This is a genomic window from Allomesorhizobium camelthorni, assembly GCF_011045125.1.
GTDB lineage: Bacteria > Pseudomonadota > Alphaproteobacteria > Rhizobiales > Rhizobiaceae > Allomesorhizobium > Allomesorhizobium camelthorni.
On sequence record NZ_JAAKZF010000076.1, the window covers coordinates 1 to 25,086 of the forward strand.

Consider the following 25,086-nt stretch of genomic DNA (forward strand, 5'->3'; position numbering starts at 1 on the left):
GGACAAACTGTCACCCATGTCTCCGGGCTGTACCGGAAATTTCTGGAGCGGGTGAAGGGAATCGAACCCTCGTATTCAGCTTGGAAGGCTGCTGCTCTACCATTGAGCTACACCCGCGCCGCGCTGTCTTCGCATGATCCGTTCCGAAAAGCGATACCGCTTCGAACCGTACTGGGCTTCCGGGCCGGCAGTGGTGGAGAGGGTTGGATTCGAACCAACGTAGGCTGAGCCAACGGATTTACAGTCCGTCCCCTTTAACCACTCGGGCACCTCTCCAAACTGCTGCCGGGAGCCATGCTGCGAGGCATTTTTTTGCGGGACCCGCAGCAAGATCAATGACCTGCCCGGCATCGCGAAGCGCCTTATGGCGGCACGACAAAATCCTGTCAACCGCAGGGCGGGAGATTTCGCCGTGAAATTTGCCGGCTTGGGCCGCCCGCCTATCCAAAGCGCCGGACCACGGATATAGGAACGGCCATGAGCGACGACAAGAAACCGAAAACGCCCAAGGACACCCATTACGCCAGGTTGCGGCGGACTTTCCGCGACCAGAAGGCGGGCGGTCCGCCGGCCTTCCGTCCGCGCCCGCCGACGCCGCCCGGCGAGGCCGCCGCCGAAGGCCTGATCCGGCTCTACGGCCTGCATACGGTGCGCGCCGCGATCGACAATCCGCGCCGCAAGATCAAAAGCATGCTGGTGACCCGCAACGCCGCCGAGCGGCTGGAGATCGGCGACATAGCCGCCCTGCCCTTCCCGGCCGAGATCGTCGAGCCGCGCGAGATAGACAAGGTCGCCGGCAGCGACGCCGTGCATCAGGGCGTGCTCATCGAGGCCGAACCGCTGAAGCCGAAGCGGCTCGACGCGCTCGGCGACACGAAGCTGGTGCTGGTGCTCGACCAGGTGACCGATCCGCATAATGTCGGCGCGATCATGCGCTCGGCGGTTGCCTTCGGCGCCGGCGCGCTGATCACGACGGCGCGGCACAGCCCGCAGGAATCGGGCGTGCTGGCAAAAGCGGCGTCGGGGGCGCTGGAGCATATCGATCAGATCGAGGTGAAGAACCTCGCCGACGCCATCGGCCAACTCCACGATGCAGGCTTCCAGACCATCGGGCTCGATTCGGACGGGCCGGCGGAACTGGAGACAAGTTTTTCCGGCGGGAAAATTGCGCTGGTGCTCGGCGCCGAGGGAAAGGGCCTGCGCCAGAGAACGCGCGAAACCGTGACCACGCTTGCCCGCCTCGACATGCCCGGCGCGATCCGCTCGCTCAACGTGTCGAACGCGGCGGCGGTAAGCCTTTATGCGGCGAAGAGGTTTTTGGGGAGCTAGGCTTCGCCAGATCTTAGACTGAGCGGTCACGGTTTGGCGGAGTGGGGGATAAATGACTAGAAATCAGTTCCGATTTCTTACGCTGCTATGTTTCGCGTCGTCGATCGCAGCAGGTGTCTGGGATTTTTTTGTGCCCTTCCCCACCGAACTGAATACGTTCATTCTGTTGGAGGAGACACCTATCGATAGGCTTGGGACACCCGGCCTCATTGTCTTGTCCATAGCTTTGCTTGCAGTGACCGCTTTGTCGTTTGCGCTGCTCCTGATCTTTCACCGCTGGGCGCCATCGCTTTTCGTCGGCCTGAATGCGCTGCTCCTGGCCATCTCGCCCTTCTTTGGATATGGCATTTACAGTCCTGGCTCGGAACAGTTCGCGATGCTGAGCACATTTCTCGCCGGCGCGATGATCCCGATCATGTTCATGACAAATGTAAGAACATTTTTTGGCAAGCAGGCAGGTAACGCCACGTAGCTCTCGACATGCCAGGCGCGATCCGCTCACTCAACGTGTCGAACGCGGCGGTGTCGCTTTATGCGGCCAGACGCTGGCTTTCGAAGGCCTGATCGACGGTTGTGAACAAATTCCGGCAGGCGGCAAGCGGCCTGACCCACTAAGCCTTTATTTCAGTTCAGCTTTTTGCGTATCGCGGCGGCTCGCCACCGCCGTTTTATCCACTCCGCATCGCAGGTCGTTTGATCCAATAGCGGCCGCGCCGGGCGGGCCTCAAACCAGCCGCGACTGTTCCACCGCCGCATTGATGAAGCTGGCGAAAAGCGGGTGCGGCTCCATCGGCCGGCTCTTCAGCTCGGGGTGGTACTGCACGCCGATGAACCAGGGGTGGTCGGGATACTCGACGGTTTCCGGCAGCACGCCGTCGGGCGACATGCCAGCGAACACCAGCCCGCAATCCTCAAGCCGCTCCTTGTAGTCGACATTGACCTCATAGCGGTGGCGGTGGCGTTCGGAGATCACCGTATCGCCGTAGATCTCGGCGATTTTCGATCCCTTGGCGAGATGCGCCTCATATGCGCCAAGCCGCATCGTGCCGCCGAGATCGCCGGTTTCGCGGCGCTTTTCCAGCATGTTGCCCTTCAGCCATTCGGTCATCAGGCCGACCACCGGCTCGTCCGTCGGACCGAACTCGGTGGAGGAGGCGTTTTCCACGCCGGCCAACGAACGCGCAGCCTCGATGCAGGCCATCTGCATGCCGAAGCAGATGCCGAAATACGGCACCTTGCGCTCGCGGGCGAATTTGGCCGCCAGTATCTTGCCCTCGGAGCCGCGTTCGCCGAAGCCGCCCGGCACCAGAATGCCGTGGACTTTTTCGAGGAATGGCGACGGGTCTTCCTTCTCGAAAATCTCGCTCTCGATCCAGTCGAGCTTTACCCGCACGCGGTTGGCCATGCCGCCATGCGACAGCGCCTCGATCAGCGATTTGTAGGCGTCCTTGAGGCCGGTATATTTGCCGACGACCGCGATTGTCACCTCGCCTTCCGGATTGTGGATGCGGGCGGAAACCTCCTGCCAGCGCTCCATGCGCGGCTTGGGCGCCGGGTCGATGCCGAAGGCGGCGAGGACTTCCGAATCGAGCCCTTCCTTGTGATAGGCCATCGGCACATCGTAGATGTGGCCGACGTCGAGCGCCTGGATGACGGCGCTCTCGCGGACGTTGCAGAACAGCGAAAGTTTTCTGCGCTCTTCCTTGGGAATGACGCGGTCGGCGCGCACGAGCAGAATGTCCGGCGCGATACCGATCGAGCGTAGCTCCTTGACCGAATGCTGCGTCGGCTTGGTCTTCAGCTCGCCGGCGGTCGGGATGTAGGGCATCAGCGTCAAATGGACGTAGACGGCGTTGTTGCGCGGCAGGTCGTTGCCGAGCTGGCGGATCGCCTCCAGGAACGGCATCGCCTCGATATCGCCGACGGTGCCGCCGATCTCGCACAGCACGAAGTCGTAGTCGTCGTTGCCGTCCAGGATGAAGTTCTTGATCTCGTCGGTGACGTGCGGAATGACCTGCACGGTCGCGCCGAGATAATCGCCACGCCGCTCGCGCTCGATGATGTTCTTGTAGATGCGGCCAGTGGTGATGTTGTCGCTCTGATTGGCGGAGCGGTTGGTGAAGCGCTCGTAGTGGCCGAGGTCGAGGTCGGTTTCGGCCCCGTCATCGGTCACGAACACTTCGCCATGCTGGTATGGCGACATGGTTCCGGGATCGACATTCAGGTAGGGATCGAGCTTTCGGATCCGCACGCGATAGCCGCGCGCCTGCAGCAGGGCGCCTAGAGCCGCTGCCGCAATGCCTTTGCCAAGGGAGGAAACCACGCCGCCGGTGATGAATACATATCGCGCCATGGGAGTTATCGCTTAACGCTCCGGGACTGATTCCGCCAGAGAAAAAACCCCCGGAGACGGTTTTTCCTGCGGCGCTGGGTGGGATTTGTCCGCGCAAACAAAAAGGCCGGCGGTGTCGCCGGCCTTCATTGCCGCGGAAACGGCATTTACATGACGACGACCTGGGTGCCCATTTTCACGCGACCGTAAAGGTCCATGACGTGCTCGTTGACCATGCGGAAGCAGCCGTTCGACGAATTGGTGCCGATCGTCTGCGGCTGGTTGGTGCCGTGGATGCGGATGTGCGTGTCCTTCTTGCCCTGGTAGAGGTAGATGGCGCGCGCGCCGAGTGGGTTTTCGGGGCCGCCGGGCATGCCGTCCTTGTACTGGCCGTATTTTCTCGGCTCGCGCTTCTGCATGTCGAGCGTCGGGATCCAGCGCGGCCATTCCTGCTTGTCGCCGACCTTGGCCGTCCCCTTGAATTCCAGGCCTTCGCGGCCGACCGCGATGGCATAGCGGCGGGCGCTGGAGGATGATTCCACGAGGTAGAGATAGCGGGCGGAAGTGTCGATGACGATGGTGCCACGGCTATAGCCGGAGAAGGCGACCGACTGCGGCTCGAAATCCGACTTGACCCTGAACTTCCTGTTGGCCTGCTTCTGTTCGAGGACGGCGTCGAGCGCGCGGGTCTGCGGAAGCATGCGGCTCTGCGGCGCTCCGCCGAACAGGGCCTGGAAGAAGCCGGGCTGCGGCTGATCCACCGCCTCGCTGCGCAATTCGCCGTTATTGCCGGTCTGCACCACGTCCAGCGACGTCAGCTTGGCAAGCTCGGCCTGCCTGGCGTTGTCGGCCGCCTGCGCCTTCGCCAGCTTGCGCTGCGCGGCGGCATCGGCCTTGGCGCGCGCGGCAAGCTGCTTCGCCTCGATCGCTTTTTGCTTGGCGAGCTTCTTTTCCGCCGCGGCCTTGGCTTTCGCGGCAAGCTTGGCCTCTTCCTCGGCCTTCGCGGCGGCTGCCAGCTTGGCCTCTTCCCTGGCCTTTGCCCTCGCCAGCGCCTTCTGCTTGGCCTTTTCCTTGGCGGTCAGCTTTTTCTTGGGGGTCTGTTCCGCCGCTTTGGCCTCGGCTTCAGCGGCCTTCGCTTTGGAGGAGAACAGATAAGTCTTGGCGGGCGCCTCGGCGAAAGCCGGCGCGGACATGCCGATAGCGGCGCAGAGGCCCAGGAAAATGAGGCTGCGAATATGCATGGATGCGATCCCGAAAGTGTCGACGCGGATTTGTGCCGGCGCAAGAAAATGCGCTTGCAAGTGCCAACACTGCCGCCGCGTGCTTTATAAGCGATTAAAGCCCGGCGGCTCAATGGCTTGAACCGCGCCGAACCGCCGGAGCGGCGTTAGCCGCGCAGCATTTGCCGCGACTGTGCCTATTCCATCACAGTGGCGGCGCGCGGCGGCGCGATTACTGGTTCGGAACCTGCGGAGCGGCAGGGGCCGCCGGAGCCGCGGGGGCAGCCGGCGGGGTCGTCGCGGCGTCGTCGCCGGTCGGCACCGCGGGTGCGGCGGCAGGCGGAGTGGCGGCAGCGTCATCGCCGGTCGGCACCGCTGTGGGCGCGGTCTCGGAGCCGCCGAGCTGGTCGAGCACGCCCGCGCCGCCGTCCTGGCCGGCGGCCGGCACGCGGTCGAGGATGTCGATCGGCCGCTCGCCGTAGCGTGCGATGACCGAAAGCGTGAGCGACGTGGCGAAGAAGGCGACAGCCAGGATCGCGGTGGCGCGGGTCAGCGCGTTGGCCGCGCCGCGAGCGGTCATGAAGCCGGAGCCGCCGCCAATGCCGAGACCGCCGCCTTCGGAGCGCTGCAGAAGCACGACGCCGACGAGGGCAAGCACGATCATCAGATGAACGACGATGACTACAGTTTCCATGAATTCACCTGGCAGGATTGGTTGGCGGCGCCGTGGCCCGCGATTTGAGGCGGCTCATTACAATGCTTTCGTGGCATTTCCAAGCCCGCCCGGAATATGGGGAACGGCAGCGCCTTTGCAATGCGCTGCGTCCGCGCCACCTGGGAAAGCCGAGCCTGTCGTAAGCCCCTTCCGAGGCTACATCGAAAGATAGGCTTCGGCGATTCCGAGGAAATCCGCGGCCTTGAGGCTGGCGCCGCCCACCAGCGCGCCGTCGACATTATCGACGCCGAGAAGCTCGACCGCGTTGGAGGGCTTGACCGAGCCGCCGTAGAGAATGCGCATCTTGCCGGCGGCTTCAGATCCGATCGTTGCGGCCAGTTCGGCGCGGATATGGGTGTGAGCCTTGGCGACATCGAGCGCGGTGGGCGTCAGTCCCGTGCCGATCGCCCAGACCGGCTCATAAGCGACGATGGCGTTGGACGGCGTCGCGGCGGCCGGGATCGAGCCGGCGATTTGGCGGGACAGCACCGTCAGCGTCTCGCCGTCGTCGCGCTGGTCGCGGGTCTCGCCGATGCAGATGATGGCGACCAGGCCGGCGCGCCAGGCCGCTTCGGCCTTGGCGTGCACCATGGCATCGGTTTCGCCGTGATCGGCGCGGCGCTCCGAGTGGCCGACGATGACATGGGTAGCGCCGGCATCCTTCAGCATTTCGCCGGAAATGTCGCCGGTATGCGCGCCGTTCTGCTCGGCGTGGCAGTCCTGGCCGCCCGGGCGCACGGGCGTGCTGGAAAGCACTTCGGCGGCGCGCGCCAGAAGCGTGGCGGGAACGCAGACCAGTGCTTCCGTCTCGGAATCGAGGCCGCCGAGAAACCCGTGGCCGATCGCCCGCAATTCGTTCAGCGAGGCGCTGGCGCCGTTCATTTTCCAGTTGCCGGCGACAAGCGGGCGGATTCCAGGCGTCATGGCGATCGTTTCCTCCAGATAAGCAGCGCGAACTGGCGCCCTCACTATCAAAATCAGCCCACAAAGCAATCGACACTGGCCTTCGGGGACGCTATTGCCCTTTGTTCAGACAAGCGCATGGCAAATGCGCGACAATCGGAAGTGAACATGCTCAATAGCCTGCGAAATGCCGCCGGAACCTGGGTCGCCAAGCTGCTGCTCGTCATTCTCGTCCTGAGCTTTGCGGTTTGGGGGATTTCGGGATCAATGCTCGGCGTGATCGGCGGCAACGCCGTGGTCACTGCGGGTGGCACGACCGTGCCGGCCGTCGAATACCGGCTGGCCTATGACCGCCAGATCAATGTTTTGTCGCAGCAGTTCGGCCAGCGGCTGACCCGCGAACAGGCGACTGCGCTCGGCATCGACAATCAGGTGCTCGGCCAGCTCGTCGCCGGCGCGGTGCTCGACGAGCAGGCCCGCACGCTCGGCCTTGGCCTGTCCAAGGACCGCCTCGCCTCCCTGACCGCCGAAGATCCTGCCTTCCGCGGCCCCGACGGCAAGTTCAGCCGGCAGCAATTCGATTACGTGCTGCGCGAGATCGGCATGCGGCCGGAAGACTATTTCAACAACCGCGCCCAGGTGGCGGTGCGCCAGCAGATCGTCGAGGCCGTATCGGACGGGCTGGAAGCCCCCGACACGTTTCTCAGGGCAGTCGCGCTCTATCGGGGCGAAGACCGCACTGCGGAATATATCGTGCTGCCGAAGGCGCTGGTGGAGCCGGTCGAGCCGCCGTCGGATCAGGTTCTGTCGGCATGGTTCGAGGAGAACAAGGCCGACTACGCCGCGCCGGAATACCGCAAGATTTCTTATGTGAAGCTCGAGCCGGAAGACATCGCTGACGAAAGCGCGATATCCGACGATCAGGTCGCGGCCGATTACGAACAGAACAAGGCCCGCTACACGACGCCGGAAACCCGCACGATCGAGCAACTCGTCTTCAAGACGCCGGAAGCCGCGCAGGCAGCGCTTGATTCGCTGAAGGGCGGGGCGACGTTCGAGAAGATCGTTGCCGCCGAGGGTAAGACCCAGGCCGATACGCTGCTTGGCACACTCAGCAAGGATAAGGTCGCCGACAAGGCGGTGGCGGAGGCGGCGTTCAAGCTCGCCGAGAACGAGGTCAGCCCGGTCGTCCAGGGCGCGTTCGGCCCGGTTCTGCTGCGCGTGACCGAGATCAAGCCGGAAGTGGTGCGGCCGCTGGCGGAGGTCGCCCCCGAAATCCGCAAGGATCTGGCGCTCTCCGAGGCCAACCGCGTGCTGCTCGACGTTCACGATAGCTATGAGGATTCGCGCGCGGCGGGCGAATCGCTTCGGGAAGCTGCGGCGAAGCTGAAGCTCGACGTGGTGACGGTGGAAGCGATCGATCGCGCGGCGCGCCTGCCCGACGGCAGCGTCCACGCCGACCTGCCGCAATCGCGCGAACTGCTGCAGGCTGCTTTCGAGACCGAGGCGAATGTCGAGAACCCGCCAGTGAACATCGGTGCGAACGGTTTTGTCTTCCACGAAGTGGAAGGCATCACCGCGGCCCGGGACCGCACGCTGGACGAGGTGCGCGAAAAGGCCGCCACCGACTGGATCGCCGAAGAAACCACGAAAAGGCTGGCGGCAAAGGCTGCCGAGTTTGACAAGCGGCTGAAGGACGGAACCGAGCTCGACGCGCTGGCTGCGGAACTCTCGCTCGAAAAGCAGACCAAACGCGGCCTGAAGCGCGAAGCCGACGACGCCGATTTCGGCAGGGAAGGCGTCGCAGCGGTTTTCGCCGTCACGGAAAGCGGCAGCGGCGTGATCCAGGCGCCCACCGGCGACGCGCAGATATTGTTCAAGGTGACGGAAGTGTTCGAGCCGGCCGGCGCCAGCCCAGAATCCGTGCCCGAGGACGCGCAGGCTTCGTTCTCGTCCGGCCTTGCCGACGATTTGCTCGACCAGTTGGTGGCGCGGCTGCAGACGCAATATGAGGTTGAGGTCAATCGCGCCGCGATCGACCAGGCGCTGGCCTTCTAACGCCGCCATGACCACGCTGAAACCGCATATCGCCAAGGCCGCCACGGGCAGCGCCCTCACCTTCGAGGAAGCCAAGGAAGCGTTCGACATCATCATGTCGGGCGAAGCGACGCCCGGCCAGATCGGCGCTTTCCTGATGGCGCTACGGGTGCGCGGCGAAAGCGTCGCCGAGATTTCGGGCGCGGTTGCGACGATGCGCGAGAAGATGCTGCGGGTCGAGGCGCCGGCGAACGCGATCGACATCGTCGGCACGGGCGGCGACGGCTCGCACAGCGTCAACATATCGACCGCGTCGGCCTTCGTGATCGCGGGCTGCGGCGTGCCTGTCGCCAAACACGGCAATCGCGGACTTTCCTCGCAGACCGGCGCGGCCGATGTTCTGACCGCGCTCGGCATCAAGATCGACCTCACCGCCGAGCAGATCGGCGACTGCATCCGCCAGGCCGGCGTCGGCTTCATGTTCGCGCCGGCGCATCATCCGGCAATGCGCCATGTCGGACCGATCCGGGCGGAACTCGGCACCCGCACCATCTTCAACCTGCTCGGGCCGCTGTCGAACCCGGCCGGCGTCAAGCGCCAGATGGTTGGCGTGTTTTCGCCTGAATGGGTCGGACCTGTGGCCGAGACGCTGAAGGCGCTCGGCGCGGAACGGGCCTGGGTGGCGCATGGCGACGGCTTCGACGAAATCACCACGACCGGCGAGACCCATGTCAGCGAACTGAATGGCGGCGAGTTGCGCAGCTTCGTGCTGACGCCAGAGGAACTCGGCCTGAAGCGCTATGCCCGCGAAGATCTGCGCGGCGGCGACGCCGCCTTCAACGCCAAGGCGCTGCGGGATATGCTGCATGGTGCGCCTGGCGCCTATCGCGACACGGTGCTGATGAACGCCGGCGCGGGGCTGGTGGTCGCCGGCAAGGCGGAAACGCTGGCCGACGGTGTCCGGCAGGCTGCCACCGCGATCGACAATGGCCGCGCCGCGGGCGTGCTCGACGCACTCGTCAAGGTATCGAACGGATAGCGCCGTGGCCGACATTTTGCGAAAGATCGAGGCCTACAAGCGCGACGAGATCGCCGCCGCCAAAGCGCGCATGCCGCTTTCCGAACTGAAGAAGGCGGCGCGCGACATGGATGCGCCGCGCGGCTTTCTGGCGGCGCTCGAGGCGAAGCGGAAGGCAGGCCAGTTCGCACTGATCGCCGAAATCAAGAAGGCGAGCCCGTCGAAGGGGCTGATCCGCGCGGATTTCGATCCCCCGGCGCTGGCACGCGCTTATGAGCAGGGCGGTGCGGCGTGCCTGTCGGTGCTGACGGACGCGCCTTCCTTCCAGGGCGCGCCGGAATTCTTGACGGCAGCACGGCGCGCGACGAAGCTACCGGCGTTGCGCAAGGATTTTTTGTTCGATCCCTATCAGGTTCATGAAGCCCGCGCCTGGGGGGCGGACGCGATCCTGATCATCATGGCGAGCGTCAACGATGACGACGCCCGTGCGCTTGAGGAAACCGCGTTCGAACTCGGCATGGACGCGCTGGTCGAAGTGCACGACGAGGCCGAGACCGAGCGCGCGCTGAAACTGTCGTCGCGGCTGGTCGGCATCAACAACCGCAACCTGCGGACGTTCGATGTGTCGCTGGAAACCTCCGAGCGGCTGGCCAAGCTCGTGCCGGCGGATCGGCATCTTGTCGGCGAAAGCGGCATCTTTTCGCATGAGGATTGCCGGCGGCTGGCGCGGAGCAGAATAAATACATTCCTCGTCGGCGAAAGCCTGATGCGGCAGGCGGATGTTGCGGCTGCGACGCGCGCGCTGCTGACCGGCGAAACCGTCGCCGCCGAGGGCTAGCCCATGGCCGGCGGCAAGAAGCTAACTCATCTGGGCGCTCAGGGCGAAGCGCATATGGTCGATGTAGGGGCCAAGGCCGAGAGCGAGCGGACGGCGATCGCCGAAGGCATCGTCATTATGCTGCCCGAGACGCTGCGCATGATCATGGCCGGCAACGCCAGGAAGGGAGACGTGCTCGGCACGGCCCGCATCGCCGGCATCATGGCGGCCAAGAAGACGCATGAGCTGATCCCGCTCTGCCATCCGCTGCTGCTTACCAAAGTGTCCATCGACATCCAGCCGGAGCCCGCCCTGCCCGGCCTGCGGGTCATCGCGCTCGCCCGCGTCACCGGCAAGACAGGCGTGGAAATGGAGGCGCTGACCGCGGCGTCGGTCGCCTGCCTGACCATCTACGACATGGCCAAGGCGGTCGACCGCGGTATGGAGATTTCCGGGATAAGGCTGGTCGAAAAAACGGGCGGCAAGTCCGGCGACTACCGGGCGGGTGCGTAACAATGGCGCTGCTGCCGGTCGCGGACGCCTTGCGGCTGCTGCTCGACAGCGCTGCGCCCGGAGAAACGGAAACCGTGCCGCTGGCTGAAGCTGCGGAGCGCGTGCTGGCGGAGCCTCTGAAGGCGCTGCGGACGCAGCCACCCTTCGACGCCTCGGCCATGGACGGCTATGCCGTGCGCGCCGCTGACGTTGCAGATGTTCCGGTGCAGCTCGAGATCATCGGTGCGGCTCCCGCCGGGCGGCGTTTTGCCGGCGAGGTCGGTCCCGGGCAGGCGGTACGCATCTTCACCGGCGCGCCGATGCCGGAAGGCGCCGACACGATCGTGATCCAGGAAAACACAAGCAGCGTCGGCGAGCATGGCATCGAAGTGACGGAAACGGTCGCCGGCGGCCGCCATATCAGGCGCAAGGGGCTGGATTTCGCCGAGGGCGACCTGCTGCTCGAAGCCGGGCGCGTGCTCGATGCGGCAGCGCTGTCGCTGGCGGCCTCGGCCAATCACGCGACGCTTCGCGTAGTCAAACGGCCGCTGGTGGCGATCATCGCGACTGGCGACGAATTGCTGCCGCCAGGCAGCGAGCCCGGACCGGACCAGATCATCGCCTCCAACGCCTTCGGCGTCGCCGCAATCGCGCAATCGGCCGGCGCCCGCGCGCTCGACCTCGGCATCGCGCCGGACCGCAAGGAGGCGATTTCGGCGCTGGTCCGGCAGGCGAAGGATGCACGGGCCGACGTGATCGTCACGCTTGGCGGAGCGTCTGTCGGCGACCATGACTTCATTCACGACGTGCTGACCGGCGAAGGCGTCGTGCTCGATTTCTGGAAGATCGCCATGCGGCCCGGCAAGCCCCTGATGTTCGGGCGGCTCGGCGGCACACGCTGCCTCGGCCTGCCGGGCAACCCGGTGGCAAGCCTGGTCTGCTCGCATCTGTTCCTGAAGCCGCTGCTCGCGCACCTCGGCGGCAGGCCGCATCAGCCCGACATCCGCCGGGCGAGCCTCGCAGCCGCCCTGCCCGCCAACGACACGCGCCAGGATTATATCCGCGCCGTGGTGGAACCCACCCCGGATGGGCTTCTGGCGACGCCGTTCGGCATCCAGGATTCGTCGATGCTGAAGATATTCGCCGAGGCCAACGCGCTGATCGTGCGGGAACCCTTCGCAGCGGCCGTCGATATCGGCGCGCCATGCGACGTTCTGATGTTACGCTGAACAAATCGTCAACGCATTCATTAAAATTTAAAAGGTTGCGGAACACAACTGGAACAGATAGTGTTTGTTCTGGATTTGTTTTCCGTTTGATTCTTGGGGGCTGTGATGCTGACGCGCAAACAACATGAACTGCTGCTCTTCATCCATGAACGGCTGAAAGAGGCCGGAATCCCTCCGTCCTTCGACGAGATGAAGGATGCGCTGGACCTCGCCTCGAAGTCTGGAATCCATCGCCTGATCACCGCGCTCGAGGAGCGCGGCTTCATCCGCCGGCTGCCCAACCGGGCGCGGGCGCTGGAGGTGCTGCGGCTGCCCGATTCCATCGCGCCGGGCCTGAACGCGGCGCGGAAATTCTCGCCGAGCGTCATCGAAGGCAGTCTCGGCCGCCGACCGCCCGAGCCGTCGCGCGTGCCTGCCGCCGGCAATGACGATGACGCCCGCGCTTCCATCTCGATCCCGGTCATGGGACGCATCGCGGCCGGTGTGCCGATCGAGGCGATCCAGCACAAGACGCATTCGATCTCCGTGCCGCCGGAAATGATTTCGGGCGGCGAGCACTACGCACTCGAAGTGAAGGGCGATTCGATGATCGAGGCTGGTATTTTCGACGGCGACACGGTCATCATCCGCAACGCCAATACGGCCAATCCCGGCGAAATCATCGTCGCCCTGGTGGACGAGGAGGAAGCGACGCTGAAGCGCTTCCGTCGCAAGGGCGCGTCCATCGCGCTCGAAGCCGCCAACCCGGCCTACGAGACGCGGATTTTCGGTCCCGATCGGGTCAAGGTGCAGGGCAAGCTCGTCGGGCTGATCCGGCGTTATTGAGACGATTCACCGGCGGGCCTGTCGGCGTCTTCTGGCAGGTCGGACGGCGTCTTGACCGCCTGCGCGGGCTTTCGCTGGTAAGGCGGCATGCCGCGCGCGGCGCGCGAGAATTGGCGCTGGGCATGCCAAGGCCGGTATGGTTCGGCCACCGCATAGCGGATTTCGGGTTTCGAGCCCGGCGCGGCGAGGTGGATAGCAGCACTTCCATGCCTGGCAAGGTCGCGCTTTGTGACGATCGCGACACTGGGGCTCTTGCAGGAAATTTCAGCGGTCGCATCGTCGATGACGATCAGCGCCGCGTAGCCGCAGGCGCTTCGGGCTGCAGCGGCATCGGCTGTGTGGACGACGATCCGGCCTGACGGGTGGCGGATCACGCACCGGGTAGCGTCGCAGTCAAAACGGGCATCCGGAATGCCGTCGGGAGGCGGCGAGTTCTCGGCGGGCAGATCCGCCGGCGTAGAGAATGGCTCATCGGCTGATGCGTTCGCTACAGGCGTCGGCCCGGCAGTCGTCAGCATTGATGTTGCCGTGTTGGAGCCGGAAGCTACAGAATTGCCGCCAATCCGTTCGCCGGTGTCGGTCGTGAGTTGACCCGCCATCCCATTGAGCACCGACGCCGCTGCGTCTGCTGCTTTTGAGCCAGGCGGACTGGATGACGCCTGCTCGGAATGCTGCATCCGGGAATTCGCAGGTTTATTTGGCGAGACGACGGTTTCGGCGAGCAATGCGCGTTTCCAACTGTCGATCGTGAACTGGTTCGGCCGCCCTAGATTGACTGCCAACTCTCCTTCGCCATTGCGTAGCGCTACCAGACGCCCGTCCTCCGAAATAAACACGTCCGGCGTTTTCGCGAATGCGAGCGCGGCCACGGCCAGCACGGCGAAAGGCAAGGCCGCCAACCGAAGCCTGGTCGTAGCCATGGTGGCGAAGACCAGGGCGATGGCGGTGAGCAGGACGGCGTGAACCGCAACAAGCCCGACTGCGTCGAGCGGAGAACGGGCGGAGAACCAGTCGGCAACCGTGATCATGGCCGACAGGCCGTTGCCCATGACGTAGAAGAACGGCGCGTCGAGGCCGAACGGCATGGCGGCGGCGCCCATGACCGCGAAAGGCATGACCAGAGTTGAGACTATCGGCATGGCCGCAAGATTCGCCACCAGGCTGAGCGGCGAGACGCGCTGGAAATGGTAAGCGCCAAACACTGCGGTCGCCAGTCCCGCCACGATCGAAGTCACCGCGAGGCCCATAGCAAGCACCAGCACTTTCCTCAGCACGTTGCCGGCCGGCGAACGGTTCGGCGGGCGCGCCGTGGTGGAATCGGCCTGCTTGCGGTCCGACCACCAGGCGTAAGCGCCGACGAGTGCGGCGGTCGCGGCGAACGACATCTGGAAGCTCGGGCCGATCACCTCATGCGGCGAGATGGCGATGACGACGATGGCCGAGATCGCCAGATTGCGCATGGTCAGCGCGGCGCGGTCGAAGAGCAGCGCCGTCAGCATCACAGCAAGCATTATGAAACTGCGCTGCGCCGCGACTTCGCCGCCGGAGATGAAGAGATAGGCGGCAATCGAGGCAAGTGCGGCGATGATTTCTTCACCGGTCGCCGCGACGAAAAGCCCGGAAACAGCGCGAAGCCGATCCGCAGGCCGCCCATAATGGTGCCTGCGACCAGCGCCATGTGCAGGCCCGAGATCGAGATGACGTGGTAGAGGCCGGTGCGGCGCAGCGATTCATTGACCGTTTCGGGAATGCCGGCGCGGACGCCGACCACCAAGGCCGCGGCGATTTCGCCCTCCGGTCCGCCAATTCTCTCGCGAACCCGGTTGGCGATGGCGTTGCGGCCGTTCTGGATCCAGGCCGAGCCGCGCGCCGGCAGGGGCAGATCCGGTTGCGCCTGGTGAAGACCCTCTGGCAAGCCATTGTTCCGACTTGCCTCCTCCGTGTCGATAGGCTGCGGCGCGGCCGCTGTCGTCAATTGCGGGGGGCGCAGGAAAAAGCCGCTCGCGCCGATGCCGTCGAAATAGCTCTCGAACGAGAAATCATAGCTTTGCGGCCGCACCGGGCCGGAAGGCGGCATCAGCCGAACGAGGCCGCTTACCTCCGCGCCGACGGCAAGACCGGCTGGAACCTTTACCGCCGAGGCGCGAATCCTGTCCGGCGCATAGCGCAGTTTCGGGCGGGCGGTGGCGGTGACGTCGAGCGTCAGCCGCGTACGGCCATTGGCGAGATGATCGACCGCCGCCACCCTGCCGGTAACGAGCGTCGATATTTCGCCGCCCAGCATTTTCGTGCCGGCTCGCAAGGTTTCAACCTTCGCCGCCAGAAAGCCGAGAAGGCAGACAAGGACGGCGGCCAGCGCGAAATGGGTCACGCCGCGCGACGGCAGCAGCGCAAGAACAAGACCGATGGCGAGCGCTCCGCCCAGCGCCGGCACGAAGCCGGGCTCGAAAGGCAGCGCGAAATAGACGATCGCTCCGAAAGCCAGGAAAACCGGAACAAGCAGAAACGCCGCGCCGCGGTCGATCTCCAGGGCGATATCCCGGCGCAGCGCGCGTGACATGAATTGGAGGGAGGCGGTTGAGGCCGGCAGCAGGGCTTTTGGCAACGCACCGCCGGACGGCGCCGGAAGCGGAAACCGGCGGGGGGTTGCGGGCGAGAGTGCGACCGGAGACTGAACCGGGACAAGCGACCCGGCATCCGGCGTCGGCGCAAACAGCATGCGCTCGCTGACATCGCCTGCCGCCGTCTCGCCGGCCATCCGAATTTCCCCCGGCGACCGGCCGTACTCGACGCCTGCGCGTCAAGTGGCTTCGATCCCTGCCCCTTGCACCCTCGACCCTCTATGCTACATGAACGGCACCGAATTGCCATGCGCGCCAAGGGCACATTCCTGCCTGCATCCGGCGCTGTTTCCTGGAAATCCCGATGCCCGATACCGTCGTCACCCGCTTTGCCCCCTCGCCCACCGGCTATTTGCACATAGGCGGCGCGCGCACGGCCCTGTTCAACTGGCTCTATGCCCGCCACACCAAGGGCACGATGCTGCTGCGCATCGAGGATACCGACCGCGAGCGCTCGACCGATGCGGCCACCGCCGCGATCCTCGATGGGCTGACCTGGCTCGGCCTGCACTGGGAAGGCGAGCCGGTCTCGCAGTTCGAGCGGGCGCCGCGCCATCGCGAAGTCGCCGAGGAACTGGTGCGGATGGGCAAGGCCTACTACTGCTATGCCTCGCCGGAAGAGCTCAACCAGATGCGCGAACTGGCGCGCGCCGAGGGCCGCCCGCCGCGCTATGACGGCAGGTGGCGCGACCGCGACCCATCCGAAGCGCCGGCGGGCGTCAAGGGCGCGATCCGCATCAAGGCTCCGTGCGACGGCGAGACGGTCGTGCGCGACCGCGTGCAGGGCGACGTGCGCTTTCCCAACAGGGATCTCGACGACTTCATAATCCTGCGCTCCGACGGCAACCCGACCTACATGCATGCCGTGGTCGTCGACGACCACGACATGGGCGTGACGCACATCATCCGCGGCGACGACCACCTGACCAATGCCGCGCGCCAGCAGATCATCTATGACGCCATGGGCTGGGAAATCCCGGTTATGGCGCATATTCCGCTGATCCACGGGGCCGACGGCGCCAAGCTGTCGAAGCGGCACGGCGCGCTCGGCGTCGAGGCCTACCGCGCCATGGGTTATCTGCCGGCGGCGCTGCGCAACTATCTGGTGCGCCTCGGCTGGAGCCATGGCGACGACGAGGTGATGAGCCTCGACGACATGATCCGCTGGTTCGATATCGACGACGTCAACAAGGGCGCAGCGCGGTTCGACTTCCAGAAGCTGGAGGCGCTGAACGGCATCCATATGCGCCAGATGGACGACGCCGAGCTTACCGACGCGCTGATCGCCACCCTGCCCTATCTGCCCAACGGCACGCCCCTGATCGAAGCTATGAACGACACGCGCAAAAAGCAGTTGCTGGCGGCGATGCCCGGCCTGAAGGAGCGCGCCAAGACGCTGGTCGAACTTGCTGACGGTGCAGCTTTTTTGTTTTCCGGGCGGCCGCTGGCGATGGACGAGAAGGCGGCGGCGCTTCTGGGCGAGAAGCCGCGCACCGTGCTCTCCGGCGCGCTTGCCGCACTGGAAGCGGTTAATGGCGACTGGAATGCGGCTTCGGCGGAAGCGGCGATTCGCGAATACGCCACGGCAAATGGCCTGAAGCTTGGCGCGGCGGCGCAGCCTTTGCGCGCGGCGCTGACGGGCCGAAGCACCTCGCCCGGCGTGTTTGACGTGCTTGCCGTTCTCGGCCGCGAGGAGAGCCTGGCGCGCATCGCGGATCAAATCGATTGAGGCATTGCTGGCTCAACCGAACGGCATTGAAAGCGGCGTGTTGCGGTGCAACATTGCTGCTATCGAATAACTAGGCAGGGCCGGGCAAATGCGCTAGCACAAGCGCGCATTTCACGGGCAGTTGCTGCATTGCCGAATGGGCGCTCTCGCGCCGCATGAACGAAGGGAGTTTTTGATGACCGAATCGACAGCGAAACTGGAGTTTGGCGGCAAAACCCTCGAATTGAAGGCGCGCAGCGGCTCAGTTGGACCGGATGTCATCGACATCAGCACGCTCTACCGCGACACCGGCGCGTTCACCTACGACCCCGGCTTCACCTCCACGGCAAGCTGCGAATCCGAGATCACCTTCATCGACGGCGACGAGGGCGTTCTGCTGCACCGCGGTTATCCGATCGACCAGCTCGCAGAACACAGCGATTTCCTCGAAGTCTGCTATCTCTTGCTCTACGGCGAACTGCCGACCAAGGCGCAGAAGGACGATTTCGACTATCGCGTAACGCGCCACACTATGGTGCACGAACAGATGTCGCGCTTTTTCACCGGTTTCCGGCGCGACGCGCACCCGATGGCGGTGATGTGCGGCGTGGTTGGCGCGCTGTCGGCCTTCTACCACGATTCGACCGACATTTCGGACCCGCACCAGCGCATGGTGGCCTCGATCCGGCTGATCGCCAAGATGCCGACGATCGCCGCCATGGCCTACAAATACCATATCGGCCAGCCCTTCATCTATCCGAAGAACGAGCTGAATTTCGCCGCCAACTTCCTGCATATGTGCTTTGCAGTGCCGTGCGAGGAATACAAGGTCAATCCGGTTCTGGCGCGCGCCATGGAGCGCATCTTCATCCTGCACGCCGACCATGAGCAGAATGCCTCGACATCGACGGTCCGGCTGGCTGGCTCGTCCGGCGCCAACCCCTTCGCCTGCATCGCCGCGGGCATCGCCTGCCTTTGGGGGCCGGCGCATGGCGGCGCCAACGAGGCGGCGCTGAACATGCTGTCGGAGATCGGCCATGTCGACCGCATTCCCGAATTCATCGCGCGGGCCAAGGATAAGAACGACCCATTCCGGCTGATGGGCTTTGGGCATCGCGTCTACAAGAATTACGATCCACGAGCCAAGATCATGCACAAGACCGCGCATGAGGTGCTCGGCGAACTCGGCATCAAGGACGACCCGATGCTCGACGTCGCCATGGAGCTTGAAAGAATCGCTCTAACAGACGAATATTTCATAGAGAAGAAGCTTTATCCGAACGTCGACTTCTATTCCGGCATCACGCTGAAGGCGCTCGGCTTCCCGACCACCATGTTCACCGTGCTGTTCGCGGTCGCGCGCACCGTCGGCTGGATTTCGCAGTGGAAGGAAATGATCGAGGATCCGCACCAGAAGATCGGTCGGCCGCGCCAGCTCTATACCGGCCACCCGCAGCGCGATTTCATCGCCATCGCCAAGCGCTGAGCGAACTTTTCGACTGGAATCCCGCTGCGCGTCCTAAGCGACGCGCGGCTTGCTAGATACCGGCTCCCGCGCTGAGCGCGCCGCTCTCCTTGTCCAGCGCCATATAGTCGAGCGGCATTTCGGTCGTGTACTTGATCTGCTCCATCGCGAAGGCCGAGGACACGTCGCGGATCTCGATCTTGGCGATCAGCCGCTTGTAGAAGGCGTCGTAGGCGGCGATGTCCGGCACCACAACCCGGAGAAGGTAATCGACGTCGCCGCTCATGCGGTAGAACTCGATCACCTCGGGAAACTCCTGGATGACTTCGGAAAAACGCCGCAGCCATTCGTGGCTGTGCGAATTGGTGCGGATCGACACGAACACCGTGACGCGGGCGTTGATCTTCGCCGGATCGAGCAAAGCGACGCGCCGCTTGATGACGCCCTCCTCCTCCAGCTTCTGGATTCGCCGCCAGCACGGCGTCGTCGACAGGCCGACCTTTTTCGCTACATCAGCCACGGCGAGCGTGGAGTCCTCCTGAAGAAGGCGAAGAATTTTCCGATCGAGGCGATCCATGACGGCTCCATTAGAATTTCATTCCAGCATAATCGACCGCGCCGCGGAATTGCACAAGAAAAGAATTCTCCGGACCTGCTACTTCCGGGGAACGGGATTGCGCGGAATCAGGTTATGCGAGAGCTGATTTCCGATCTTAGGAACGGCAGCAATTCCGTTTCGAACCAGGGATTTTTCTTGATCCAGCCGCTGTTGCGCCAGGACGGGTGCGGCAGCGGCAGCACTTTGGGCACTGAAGTGGCGCCGTGTATCTCCCGCCAGTCCATAACCGTCTGGGTCAAGGAAGCGCGGCGCAGCGGGCCGAGATGCCAAGAGTGCGCGTAAAGGCCGATCGCCAGCACGAGTTCGATCTGCGGCATCAGGGCGAGCAGCCGCGACCGCCAGGCCGGCGCGCATTCGCGCCTCGGCGGCAGGTCGCCACCCTTGGCGTCCTGGCCCGGAAAGCAGAAGCCCATAGGCACGATCGCGAATTTCTCCGGATCGTAGAATTCGTCGCGCGAGACGCCGAGCCAGGCGCGCAGGCAGTCGCCGGACGCGTCGTTGAACGGCAGGCCGGTGGCGTGGACCATGGTCCCCGGCGCCTGGCCGGCAATCAGGATGCGCGCCGTCGCCGACGGCACCACCACCGGCCGCGGCCGATGCGGCAGCCGCCGCCCCGCGGCGGTGTTTTCAACGCAAACGCGGCAGGCGCGGATGTCCGCCGCCAGGCTAACGAGGCTGTCGGCCACGCTCAGGCGGCCGCACTCGGCCGGCTCGATATCGCCGCGCGCCAGCGAAGCACATTGGTCAATTCGTCGGGAAGCTGGATGCGCGCCGGCTTCATGAAATCGAGCGCGATGAGGCCGGTAATGTCGGCGATCGAATATTCGTCGCCAGCGACGAATTCGCGGCCGGCGAGTTCCCCGTCGAGGAGGCGCAAGAATTCCACTGCCTTCGGCTTGTTGGCTTCGCCCCATTCGGGAATTTGCGGCACTTCCCATTCCTTCATCGCCGGGTGGATATGGCGGAAAGCCTGGGCCACTGGCGTGAGCAGATTGAACTCCATGCGGCGTTGCCACATCTCGACCAGCGCCTTGCCGAGCGCGCCGCGCCCAAACAAAGCCGGCTCAGGATGAAGCTCCTCGAAATAGCGGCAGATGGCGACGGATTCGCAGATCGCCGTGCCGTCGTCGAGTTCCAGCACCGGCAGGCGCCGCAGCGGGTTGCGCGAGGTGATCTCGGCGCTCCTGTGCTCCATCGCGCCCATGTCGACGGGCGTCAGCGGGACCTCGATGCCTTTCTCGGCCAGAAATACCCGTACGCGCCGCGGGTTCGGCGCGCGGCCGCCGTCGAAAAGTTTCATGGTCGCTGCACCAGAATTGTTGAGCACCCGAACTATATGATCACGATTCAGGAAAATCGAAGGATTTGTCGAAGCCAATCGAGGAAAGAACCGCCATGGTCGCGGTCGCTCTCGACCATGCCGCCATGTGCGTCGCGCCAGGCGCGCGGTTCCTCGAACGAACCCGCCCAAAGGCCGGCCGCTCGTTGGCGCGCCCTTGCCTGCTCCGCCTCGAAATCGCCATAGGCGATCGCCCATCCGGCCTCGACTTGCGCGCTGTTGAGACTGACGCCGCCTGCCTTGCAATCGCCAAGGAGGCGGCCGTAGCGGTCGTGCTGACGGCCCGAGCACGAAACCGCCCTGTTGCGCGTCAGCCTGGCCAGGGCTTCGCGGGAAGCGCGGCCGCAGGCATAATCAGCCCCGTGCTTCCGGCAGATTTGCTGATATTCCGGTGCGTCGATGCCGCGCAGCCTGATGTGCTCGGCGCCGACGGTGATGGTGTCGCCGTCATTCACGATGGCCGATCCGCTGGCAAGTCGCGGCTCCGAGCGGTCGAGCCGCGCCGACAGGAGGATCAGCAGGCCGAGAATGGCGATTGCGAGAAACCAGTCGAAAATCCTGCGCGGAAGACTGCGCCTGCGACGCGAAGCCGCCGCGCGATACGGCCCACGCACGGTCGGCTCATATGGCAAACAATCTCTTAATCATTCAGAACTAGCCTGCGAGGCGAAAGCAGATGCCCGCATAAATTGAAACGAAATGCCGTTGATAGGCTCGCACACGGCTGACAAGTTCATTGTGGACCGCAGGAAACCGCACCGCAACAGCGATGTGGCGCGCGCGGTGCGCAAGACGCGCGACCGTCTTTCGCAGCAGCCCGGCAATCTCGCCTTCGACCGCGAACTCCTGAAGCTCCACGCCCGCGCCATGGTGTCGAGCGCAACCGCGATCCCGCTTCTGGTGCTGGTGATCGCAGCCGCCGGCCTGCTTGCCGGTATGGAAGGCTCGATCCTGATCTGGGCGCTGATCACGGTGACATGCTATGCTGGGCTCACGCTGGTCGCACAGCGCATCGACAGGACGGAAGCCGCCGAGATCAACATTGCTCGCGCCACAGCCAGCTTTTTCGTCGCCCATTTCGTCAGCGGCCTCGGCTGGGCCTTTTTCGCTTCGCTCCAATGCACAGAGTGCCAGGTCGAGCAATTTCCGGTCATCAAGGCGGTGGTGCTGCTGCTGGCCATGGCGGCGACGGCTCTGATTGCCTCGTCGCTGCGCGGGGCCCTGGTCATAACCTTCGCGCTTCCAGTCGCCGTTTATACCGTGATCGGCGTCAGCGCCTGGACGACGGTCGAAGCGGTCATGGTCGGACTGCTGGTGCTGGCGCTGCCGTTCTTCTCCTATGTCGCCGAACATCTCAACCGGTCCTCGCTGATGCTGCTTTCGTTCCGCTCGGAAAAGGATGGGCTGATCGCCGAGCTCGAAACGGCGAAGTCGATGTCGGACGAGGCCCGCCGCCGCGCCGAAGAAGCCAACCTCGCCAAATCGCGCTTTCTCGCCTCGATGAGCCATGAATTGCGCACGCCGCTCAACGCCATCCTCGGTTTCTCGGAGGTGATGGGCAATGAGGTGCTCGGGCCGATGAGCAACGGCACCTATCGCGATTACGCCAACGATATCCACGAATCCGGCCAGCATCTGCTCGACCTGATCAACGAAATCCTTGACCTGTCCCGGATCGAGGCCGGCCGCTACCAGCTCAACGAAGAGCCGGCGAACCTGCTGCAGGTCGTCGAGGAATGCTGCCATCTGATGGAGCTGAAAGCCCGGCACAAGGACATCCGCATCGTCCAGCAGTTCGAAAGCGTGCTGCCGCGCCTTTTTGCCGACGAACGCGCCGTGCGCCAGATCACGCTCAACCTCCTGTCCAATGCGGTGAAGTTCACCTCGACCGGCGGCGAGATCCTGGTGCGGGTCGGCTGGACGGCGGGCGGCGGGCAATACATCTCGATCAAGGACAACGGGCCGGGCATTCCGGCGGAAGAAATCCCGGTCGTGCTCTCGGCGTTCGGCCAGGGCTCGATCGCCATCAAGAGCGCCGAACAGGGGACCGGCCTGGGCCTACCGATCGTGCAGGGCCTGCTCGCCATGCATGGCGGCGAATTCGAACTGCACTCCAAGATGCGCGAGGGCACCGAAGCCATCGCGATTTTCCCGCCGGCGCGCGTCATGGAAGAACTGCCGGCTGTCCCCACCACCAAGGCGGTAGCGGCGGGAACCCGCAGACGCTAACCTCGTCAGAGCGCGGCAGCCATGCCGGTGCTGCACAGCGCTGCGGCCTTGACCAGGCCGGCGGCGAGTGCTGCCCCCGCCCCTTCGCCATGCGCCAACCTGAGATCGAGCAACGGCTCGAGGCCGAGCCTCTCGATCGCCTTTCGATGCCCGAGCTCGACCGGCAAATGCGCGACGACGCAATGATCGAGCGCGGCTGGATTGGCCGCCTGAAGCACCGCCGCGGCGGCAGTCGCAGCATGGCCGTCGAGGATCACCGGAATGCGCTCCATCCGGGCAGCGAGGACTGCGCCGGCAATCGCCGCGAATTCGCGTCCACCGATGCAGCGCAGCACTTCCAACGGGTCGGTCAGACGGCCGGCGTGCCTGGCAAGCGCCGCGTCGACGATCTCCGCCTTGCGCGCAATCATTTCCGCGTCGGCGCCCGAACCTGCCCCAACCCAGTCGGCTCCGGTTCCGCCGAACAGTGCGGCAAACATGGCGGCCGCGACAGTCGAATTGCCGACGCCGAGATCGCCGATGCAGACAAGATCGGTCCCGCCGGCGATCGCCTCCATGCCGAAGGCCATGGTGGCGGCGCAGCCGCGCTCGTCGAGCGCCGCCTCCTCGGTGATGTCGGCGGTCGGCAGATGCAGCGCCAAATCGAACACTTTGAGGCCGAGATCATGGGCCAGGCAAAGCTGGTTTATCGCCGCGCCGCCGGCGGCGCAAAGTTCGACCGCGCGCGCCGTAGCTTCGACCGGCCGCGGCGAAATATCGTGACGGGCGACGCCGTGGTTGCCGGCGAAGATCGCGACCAGCGGCTTGGTCACTGCGGGCGGGCGGCCGGTCCAGATGGCGAGCCAGGCTGCGATGTCTTCCAGCCGGCCGAGCGAGCCTTGCGGCTTTTCGGCCCGCGCGAACTGCGCCCGGACGCGCTCGCCGGCAGCCGCGTCGCCGGTCGGCAATACGGCCAGCAATTTGCGGAAATCGTCGAAAGGAAGCGCGCTCGTCATGTCGTCTCGGTTCCCGGATTGGTCGCTGCCAGCGGCATAGCCGCCGCGGCGGCATGGCACAATGGGGATATCTTGCATTGGAAGCCGGCCTGTCCCATGTGTGACGGGCAAACGGAAACCGCAATGAGCGCCATCGAATCTCCATGCATTCTCGTCTGCGCGATGGACATGAAAACCGGCTACTGCTTCGGTTGCGGCCGCACGCGCGATGAAATCGAGGCCTGGATCGACATGACCCCGGAAAGACGCCGCGAGGTGATGGCCGAATTGCCTGCCCGCCTGGAAACCGTCGATCGACGCCCGCGCCGGGAAACGCGGCGGGGCCGCATGGCGCGTGAACGCGGCACGCTGGCCTGACACAGATGACGAACAGACTGCTCTGGATCACACTGGCCGTACTGGGCGGCGGACTCATCCTGCTGATCGTCAACGATTCCAGCGGCGAGACGCTCGGCCTTGCCAATGAGGATTTCAGCCGGCTTCTCTATCTCGGCGTTCTCGGCGCTATTATCGCTGCCGGCATCTGGCGCTCGCGCCACATGTTCGGCGATACGCTGCGCAACCTCGCTGTTTGGCTGCTGGTCGTGCTGGTGCTGGTCGCCGGCTACCAGTACCGCTACGAATTGCAGGATGTCGCCAGCCGCGTCACTGCGGGCCTTGTGCCGGGCAGCCCGCTGTCGGTCACCGATTCCGAGGGCCGCACGACGGTGACGCTCGACAAGCTGCCCAGCGGTCATTTCGGCGTGCAGATCACGGTCGACGGTTCACAGATCATGGCAATGGTCGATACCGGCGCGAGCGCCACGGTGCTGACTTCCGCCGACGCGAGGCTCGCGGGCTTCGATCCCGACAAGCTCAACTTCTCTATTCCCGTGTCGACGGCCAATGGCGTCGCGCAGGCGGCGAGGGTCACCGCCAGCGAGATCAGCGTCGGCGCGATCACGCGAAGAAACCTGCCGGTGCTGGTGGCCGCCGACGGGACGCTCCCAGAAAGCCTGCTTGGCATGAACTTCATCGGCACTCTGTCGGGCTTCGACGTTCGCGGCGACCGAATGATCCTGCGGGATTAGGGCCTGTTGAGATTCAGGTCAGGCCGAGCCGAAAATGGTGGATTTCGAGAACCGGAGCGCAGCGGACGTTTGGGTCCGTGTTGGGGTGGACGGCCCCCGACGGCATCATGATGTGCCAGAATA

Annotated in this window: 24 protein-coding genes, 2 tRNA genes and 1 pseudogene; 14 read left to right on the forward strand and 13 right to left on the reverse strand. The window is 64.7% G+C overall.

Translation table 11 applies throughout. From position 1 onward, the window contains the following. Nucleotides 1-43: 43 nt before the first annotated feature. Together G6N73_RS28660 and G6N73_RS28665 are read right to left on the reverse strand one after the other, a co-directional pair. A tRNA-Gly gene (locus tag G6N73_RS28660) sits at nt 44-117 on the reverse strand. 74 nt (nt 118-191) lie between these two features. Continuing rightward, nucleotides 192-276: transfer RNA gene (locus G6N73_RS28665), tRNA-Tyr, on the reverse strand. 201 nt (nt 277-477) lie between these two features. On the opposite strand from G6N73_RS28665, the gene G6N73_RS28670 reads away from it, so the two are divergent. From G6N73_RS28670 to G6N73_RS37335, 3 genes and pseudogenes are all read left to right on the forward strand, one after another. Next, nucleotides 478-1,329 (forward strand): TrmH family RNA methyltransferase, encoded by an 852-nt coding sequence (locus G6N73_RS28670; protein ID WP_165033385.1) that lies wholly within the window; start codon nt 478-480, stop codon nt 1,327-1,329. Nucleotides 1,330-1,381: 52 nt separating this feature from the next. After that, the gene (locus tag G6N73_RS28675) at nt 1,382-1,801 is read left to right on the forward strand and encodes a hypothetical protein (protein WP_165033386.1); all 420 of its coding nucleotides are present in this window, start codon (nt 1,382-1,384) and stop codon (nt 1,799-1,801) included. A 2-nt stretch (nt 1,802-1,803) separates the two neighbouring features. After that, a pseudogene (locus tag G6N73_RS37335) lies at nt 1,804-1,893 on the forward strand (23S rRNA (guanosine(2251)-2'-O)-methyltransferase RlmB); the annotation flags it as partial. A 160-nt stretch (nt 1,894-2,053) separates the two neighbouring features. Here G6N73_RS37335 and pyrG read toward each other — a convergent pair. The 4 genes from pyrG to tpiA all read right to left on the reverse strand — a co-directional run bounded on the left by pyrG (nt 2,054) and on the right by tpiA (nt 6,520). After that, on the reverse strand, nt 2,054-3,682 hold the full coding sequence (gene pyrG, locus G6N73_RS28685) for a CTP synthase (protein WP_165033387.1): 1,629 nt from the start codon (nt 3,680-3,682) through the stop codon (nt 2,054-2,056). Between the two features lie 146 nt (nt 3,683-3,828). Continuing rightward, a complete protein-coding gene (locus G6N73_RS28690; protein ID WP_165033388.1) occupies nt 3,829-4,902 on the reverse strand; it encodes a L,D-transpeptidase in 1,074 nt (357 codons plus the stop codon). A 211-nt stretch (nt 4,903-5,113) separates the two neighbouring features. Further along, entirely contained in the window at nt 5,114-5,575 is a 462-nt protein-coding gene (gene secG / locus G6N73_RS28695; protein ID WP_165033389.1) for a preprotein translocase subunit SecG, read from the reverse strand. 177 nt (nt 5,576-5,752) lie between these two features. Beyond that, a complete protein-coding gene (gene tpiA / locus G6N73_RS28700) occupies nt 5,753-6,520 on the reverse strand; it encodes a triose-phosphate isomerase (RefSeq protein WP_165033390.1) in 768 nt (255 codons plus the stop codon). Between the two features lie 147 nt (nt 6,521-6,667). On the opposite strand from tpiA, the gene G6N73_RS28705 reads away from it, so the two are divergent. The 6 genes from G6N73_RS28705 to lexA all read left to right on the forward strand — a co-directional run bounded on the left by G6N73_RS28705 (nt 6,668) and on the right by lexA (nt 12,917). Then, nucleotides 6,668-8,557, forward strand: a complete 1,890-nt coding sequence (locus tag G6N73_RS28705) for a SurA N-terminal domain-containing protein (protein WP_165033391.1) — start codon at nt 6,668-6,670, stop codon at nt 8,555-8,557. Nucleotides 8,558-8,564: 7 nt separating this feature from the next. After that, nucleotides 8,565-9,575: an anthranilate phosphoribosyltransferase gene (gene trpD / locus G6N73_RS28710; protein ID WP_165033392.1), complete on the forward strand. Its 1,011-nt coding sequence runs from the start codon at nt 8,565-8,567 to the stop codon at nt 9,573-9,575. A 4-nt stretch (nt 9,576-9,579) separates the two neighbouring features. Further along, nucleotides 9,580-10,392: an indole-3-glycerol phosphate synthase TrpC gene (gene trpC, locus G6N73_RS28715; RefSeq protein WP_165033393.1), complete on the forward strand. Its 813-nt coding sequence runs from the start codon at nt 9,580-9,582 to the stop codon at nt 10,390-10,392. 3 nt (nt 10,393-10,395) lie between these two features. Beyond that, nucleotides 10,396-10,884, forward strand: coding sequence for a cyclic pyranopterin monophosphate synthase MoaC (gene moaC, locus G6N73_RS28720; protein ID WP_165033394.1), 489 nt, complete (start codon nt 10,396-10,398; stop codon nt 10,882-10,884). Nucleotides 10,885-10,886: 2 nt separating this feature from the next. Further along, on the forward strand, nt 10,887-12,092 hold the full coding sequence (locus tag G6N73_RS28725; RefSeq protein WP_165033395.1) for a molybdopterin molybdotransferase MoeA: 1,206 nt from the start codon (nt 10,887-10,889) through the stop codon (nt 12,090-12,092). A gap of 105 nt (nt 12,093-12,197) precedes the next feature. Beyond that, nucleotides 12,198-12,917 carry a transcriptional repressor LexA gene (gene lexA / locus G6N73_RS28730; RefSeq protein ID WP_008837680.1) on the forward strand — a complete coding sequence of 240 codons (720 nt, stop codon included), beginning with the start codon at nt 12,198-12,200 and terminating at the stop codon, nt 12,915-12,917. Here lexA and G6N73_RS38395 read toward each other — a convergent pair. Together G6N73_RS38395 and G6N73_RS38400 are read right to left on the reverse strand one after the other, a co-directional pair. Further along, complete coding sequence (locus G6N73_RS38395; protein ID WP_343044779.1) at nt 12,911-14,506, reverse strand: ComEC/Rec2 family competence protein; 1,596 nt, start codon at nt 14,504-14,506, stop codon at nt 12,911-12,913. The genes lexA and G6N73_RS38395 overlap by 7 nt on opposite strands. Next, nucleotides 14,428-15,675 carry a ComEC/Rec2 family competence protein gene (locus G6N73_RS38400; RefSeq protein ID WP_343044778.1) on the reverse strand — a complete coding sequence of 416 codons (1,248 nt, stop codon included), beginning with the start codon at nt 15,673-15,675 and terminating at the stop codon, nt 14,428-14,430. The genes G6N73_RS38395 and G6N73_RS38400 overlap by 79 nt, the downstream gene beginning before the upstream one ends. Before the next feature lie 167 nt (nt 15,676-15,842). Here G6N73_RS38400 and gltX point away from each other — a divergent pair, with 167 nt between their 5' ends. Both gltX and gltA read left to right on the forward strand, forming a co-directional pair. Continuing rightward, the gene (gene gltX / locus G6N73_RS28740; protein WP_165033396.1) at nt 15,843-17,267 is read left to right on the forward strand and encodes a glutamate--tRNA ligase; all 1,425 of its coding nucleotides are present in this window, start codon (nt 15,843-15,845) and stop codon (nt 17,265-17,267) included. Between the two features lie 175 nt (nt 17,268-17,442). Beyond that, nucleotides 17,443-18,732: a citrate synthase gene (gltA, locus tag G6N73_RS28745; RefSeq protein ID WP_165033397.1), complete on the forward strand. Its 1,290-nt coding sequence runs from the start codon at nt 17,443-17,445 to the stop codon at nt 18,730-18,732. 52 nt (nt 18,733-18,784) lie between these two features. On the opposite strand, the gene G6N73_RS28750 is transcribed toward gltA, so the two are convergent. The 4 genes from G6N73_RS28750 to G6N73_RS28765 form a co-directional block, all read right to left on the reverse strand. Beyond that, a complete protein-coding gene (locus G6N73_RS28750; protein WP_165033398.1) occupies nt 18,785-19,288 on the reverse strand; it encodes an Lrp/AsnC family transcriptional regulator in 504 nt (167 codons plus the stop codon). A gap of 107 nt (nt 19,289-19,395) precedes the next feature. Continuing rightward, nucleotides 19,396-20,022: a uracil-DNA glycosylase family protein gene (locus G6N73_RS28755; RefSeq protein ID WP_206079146.1), complete on the reverse strand. Its 627-nt coding sequence runs from the start codon at nt 20,020-20,022 to the stop codon at nt 19,396-19,398. Further along, complete coding sequence (locus G6N73_RS28760; RefSeq protein ID WP_165033399.1) at nt 20,019-20,630, reverse strand: glutathione S-transferase; 612 nt, start codon at nt 20,628-20,630, stop codon at nt 20,019-20,021. The genes G6N73_RS28755 and G6N73_RS28760 overlap by 4 nt, the downstream gene beginning before the upstream one ends. A gap of 47 nt (nt 20,631-20,677) precedes the next feature. Beyond that, a complete protein-coding gene (locus tag G6N73_RS28765; RefSeq protein ID WP_165033400.1) occupies nt 20,678-21,283 on the reverse strand; it encodes a thermonuclease family protein in 606 nt (201 codons plus the stop codon). A gap of 85 nt (nt 21,284-21,368) precedes the next feature. Between G6N73_RS28765 and G6N73_RS28770 the strand changes: the two genes are divergently transcribed. Further along, nucleotides 21,369-22,898 carry a sensor histidine kinase gene (locus G6N73_RS28770; protein ID WP_165033401.1) on the forward strand — a complete coding sequence of 510 codons (1,530 nt, stop codon included), beginning with the start codon at nt 21,369-21,371 and terminating at the stop codon, nt 22,896-22,898. A gap of 5 nt (nt 22,899-22,903) precedes the next feature. Here the strand turns inward: G6N73_RS28770 and G6N73_RS28775 are convergent, their stop codons facing one another. Further along, a complete protein-coding gene (locus G6N73_RS28775) occupies nt 22,904-23,893 on the reverse strand; it encodes a nicotinate-nucleotide--dimethylbenzimidazole phosphoribosyltransferase (RefSeq protein ID WP_165033402.1) in 990 nt (329 codons plus the stop codon). A gap of 123 nt (nt 23,894-24,016) precedes the next feature. Here G6N73_RS28775 and G6N73_RS28780 point away from each other — a divergent pair, with 123 nt between their 5' ends. Then, nucleotides 24,017-24,250 (forward strand): DUF1289 domain-containing protein, encoded by a 234-nt coding sequence (locus G6N73_RS28780; protein WP_165033403.1) that lies wholly within the window; start codon nt 24,017-24,019, stop codon nt 24,248-24,250. A 5-nt stretch (nt 24,251-24,255) separates the two neighbouring features. Continuing rightward, on the forward strand, nt 24,256-24,963 hold the full coding sequence (locus tag G6N73_RS28785) for a TIGR02281 family clan AA aspartic protease (protein WP_165033404.1): 708 nt from the start codon (nt 24,256-24,258) through the stop codon (nt 24,961-24,963). The last annotated feature ends 123 nt before the right edge of the window (nt 24,964-25,086 follow it).

Coding starts and splice junctions, on each gene's coding strand:
- G6N73_RS28770 (WP_165033401.1), top strand. CDS start 21,369: ATGCCGTTGATAGGCTCGCACACGGCTGACAAGTTCATTGTGGACCGC.
- trpD (WP_165033392.1), top strand. CDS start 8,565: ATGACCACGCTGAAACCGCATATCGCCAAGGCCGCCACGGGCAGCGCC.
- moaC (WP_165033394.1), top strand. CDS start 10,396: ATGGCCGGCGGCAAGAAGCTAACTCATCTGGGCGCTCAGGGCGAAGCG.
- G6N73_RS28675 (WP_165033386.1), top strand. CDS start 1,382: ATGACTAGAAATCAGTTCCGATTTCTTACGCTGCTATGTTTCGCGTCG.
- G6N73_RS28785 (WP_165033404.1), top strand. CDS start 24,256: ATGACGAACAGACTGCTCTGGATCACACTGGCCGTACTGGGCGGCGGA.
- G6N73_RS28690 (WP_165033388.1), bottom strand. CDS start 4,902: ATGCATATTCGCAGCCTCATTTTCCTGGGCCTCTGCGCCGCTATCGGC.
- G6N73_RS28760 (WP_165033399.1), bottom strand. CDS start 20,630: ATGAAACTTTTCGACGGCGGCCGCGCGCCGAACCCGCGGCGCGTACGG.
- G6N73_RS28775 (WP_165033402.1), bottom strand. CDS start 23,893: ATGACGAGCGCGCTTCCTTTCGACGATTTCCGCAAATTGCTGGCCGTA.
- gltA (WP_165033397.1), top strand. CDS start 17,443: ATGACCGAATCGACAGCGAAACTGGAGTTTGGCGGCAAAACCCTCGAA.
- G6N73_RS28670 (WP_165033385.1), top strand. CDS start 478: ATGAGCGACGACAAGAAACCGAAAACGCCCAAGGACACCCATTACGCC.
- G6N73_RS38400 (WP_343044778.1), bottom strand. CDS start 15,675: ATGGCCGGCGAGACGGCGGCAGGCGATGTCAGCGAGCGCATGCTGTTT.
- G6N73_RS28705 (WP_165033391.1), top strand. CDS start 6,668: ATGCTCAATAGCCTGCGAAATGCCGCCGGAACCTGGGTCGCCAAGCTG.
- gltX (WP_165033396.1), top strand. CDS start 15,843: ATGCCCGATACCGTCGTCACCCGCTTTGCCCCCTCGCCCACCGGCTAT.
- G6N73_RS28725 (WP_165033395.1), top strand. CDS start 10,887: ATGGCGCTGCTGCCGGTCGCGGACGCCTTGCGGCTGCTGCTCGACAGC.
- tpiA (WP_165033390.1), bottom strand. CDS start 6,520: ATGACGCCTGGAATCCGCCCGCTTGTCGCCGGCAACTGGAAAATGAAC.
- G6N73_RS28750 (WP_165033398.1), bottom strand. CDS start 19,288: ATGGATCGCCTCGATCGGAAAATTCTTCGCCTTCTTCAGGAGGACTCC.
- lexA (WP_008837680.1), top strand. CDS start 12,198: ATGCTGACGCGCAAACAACATGAACTGCTGCTCTTCATCCATGAACGG.
- secG (WP_165033389.1), bottom strand. CDS start 5,575: ATGGAAACTGTAGTCATCGTCGTTCATCTGATGATCGTGCTTGCCCTC.
- pyrG (WP_165033387.1), bottom strand. CDS start 3,682: ATGGCGCGATATGTATTCATCACCGGCGGCGTGGTTTCCTCCCTTGGC.
- G6N73_RS28780 (WP_165033403.1), top strand. CDS start 24,017: ATGAGCGCCATCGAATCTCCATGCATTCTCGTCTGCGCGATGGACATG.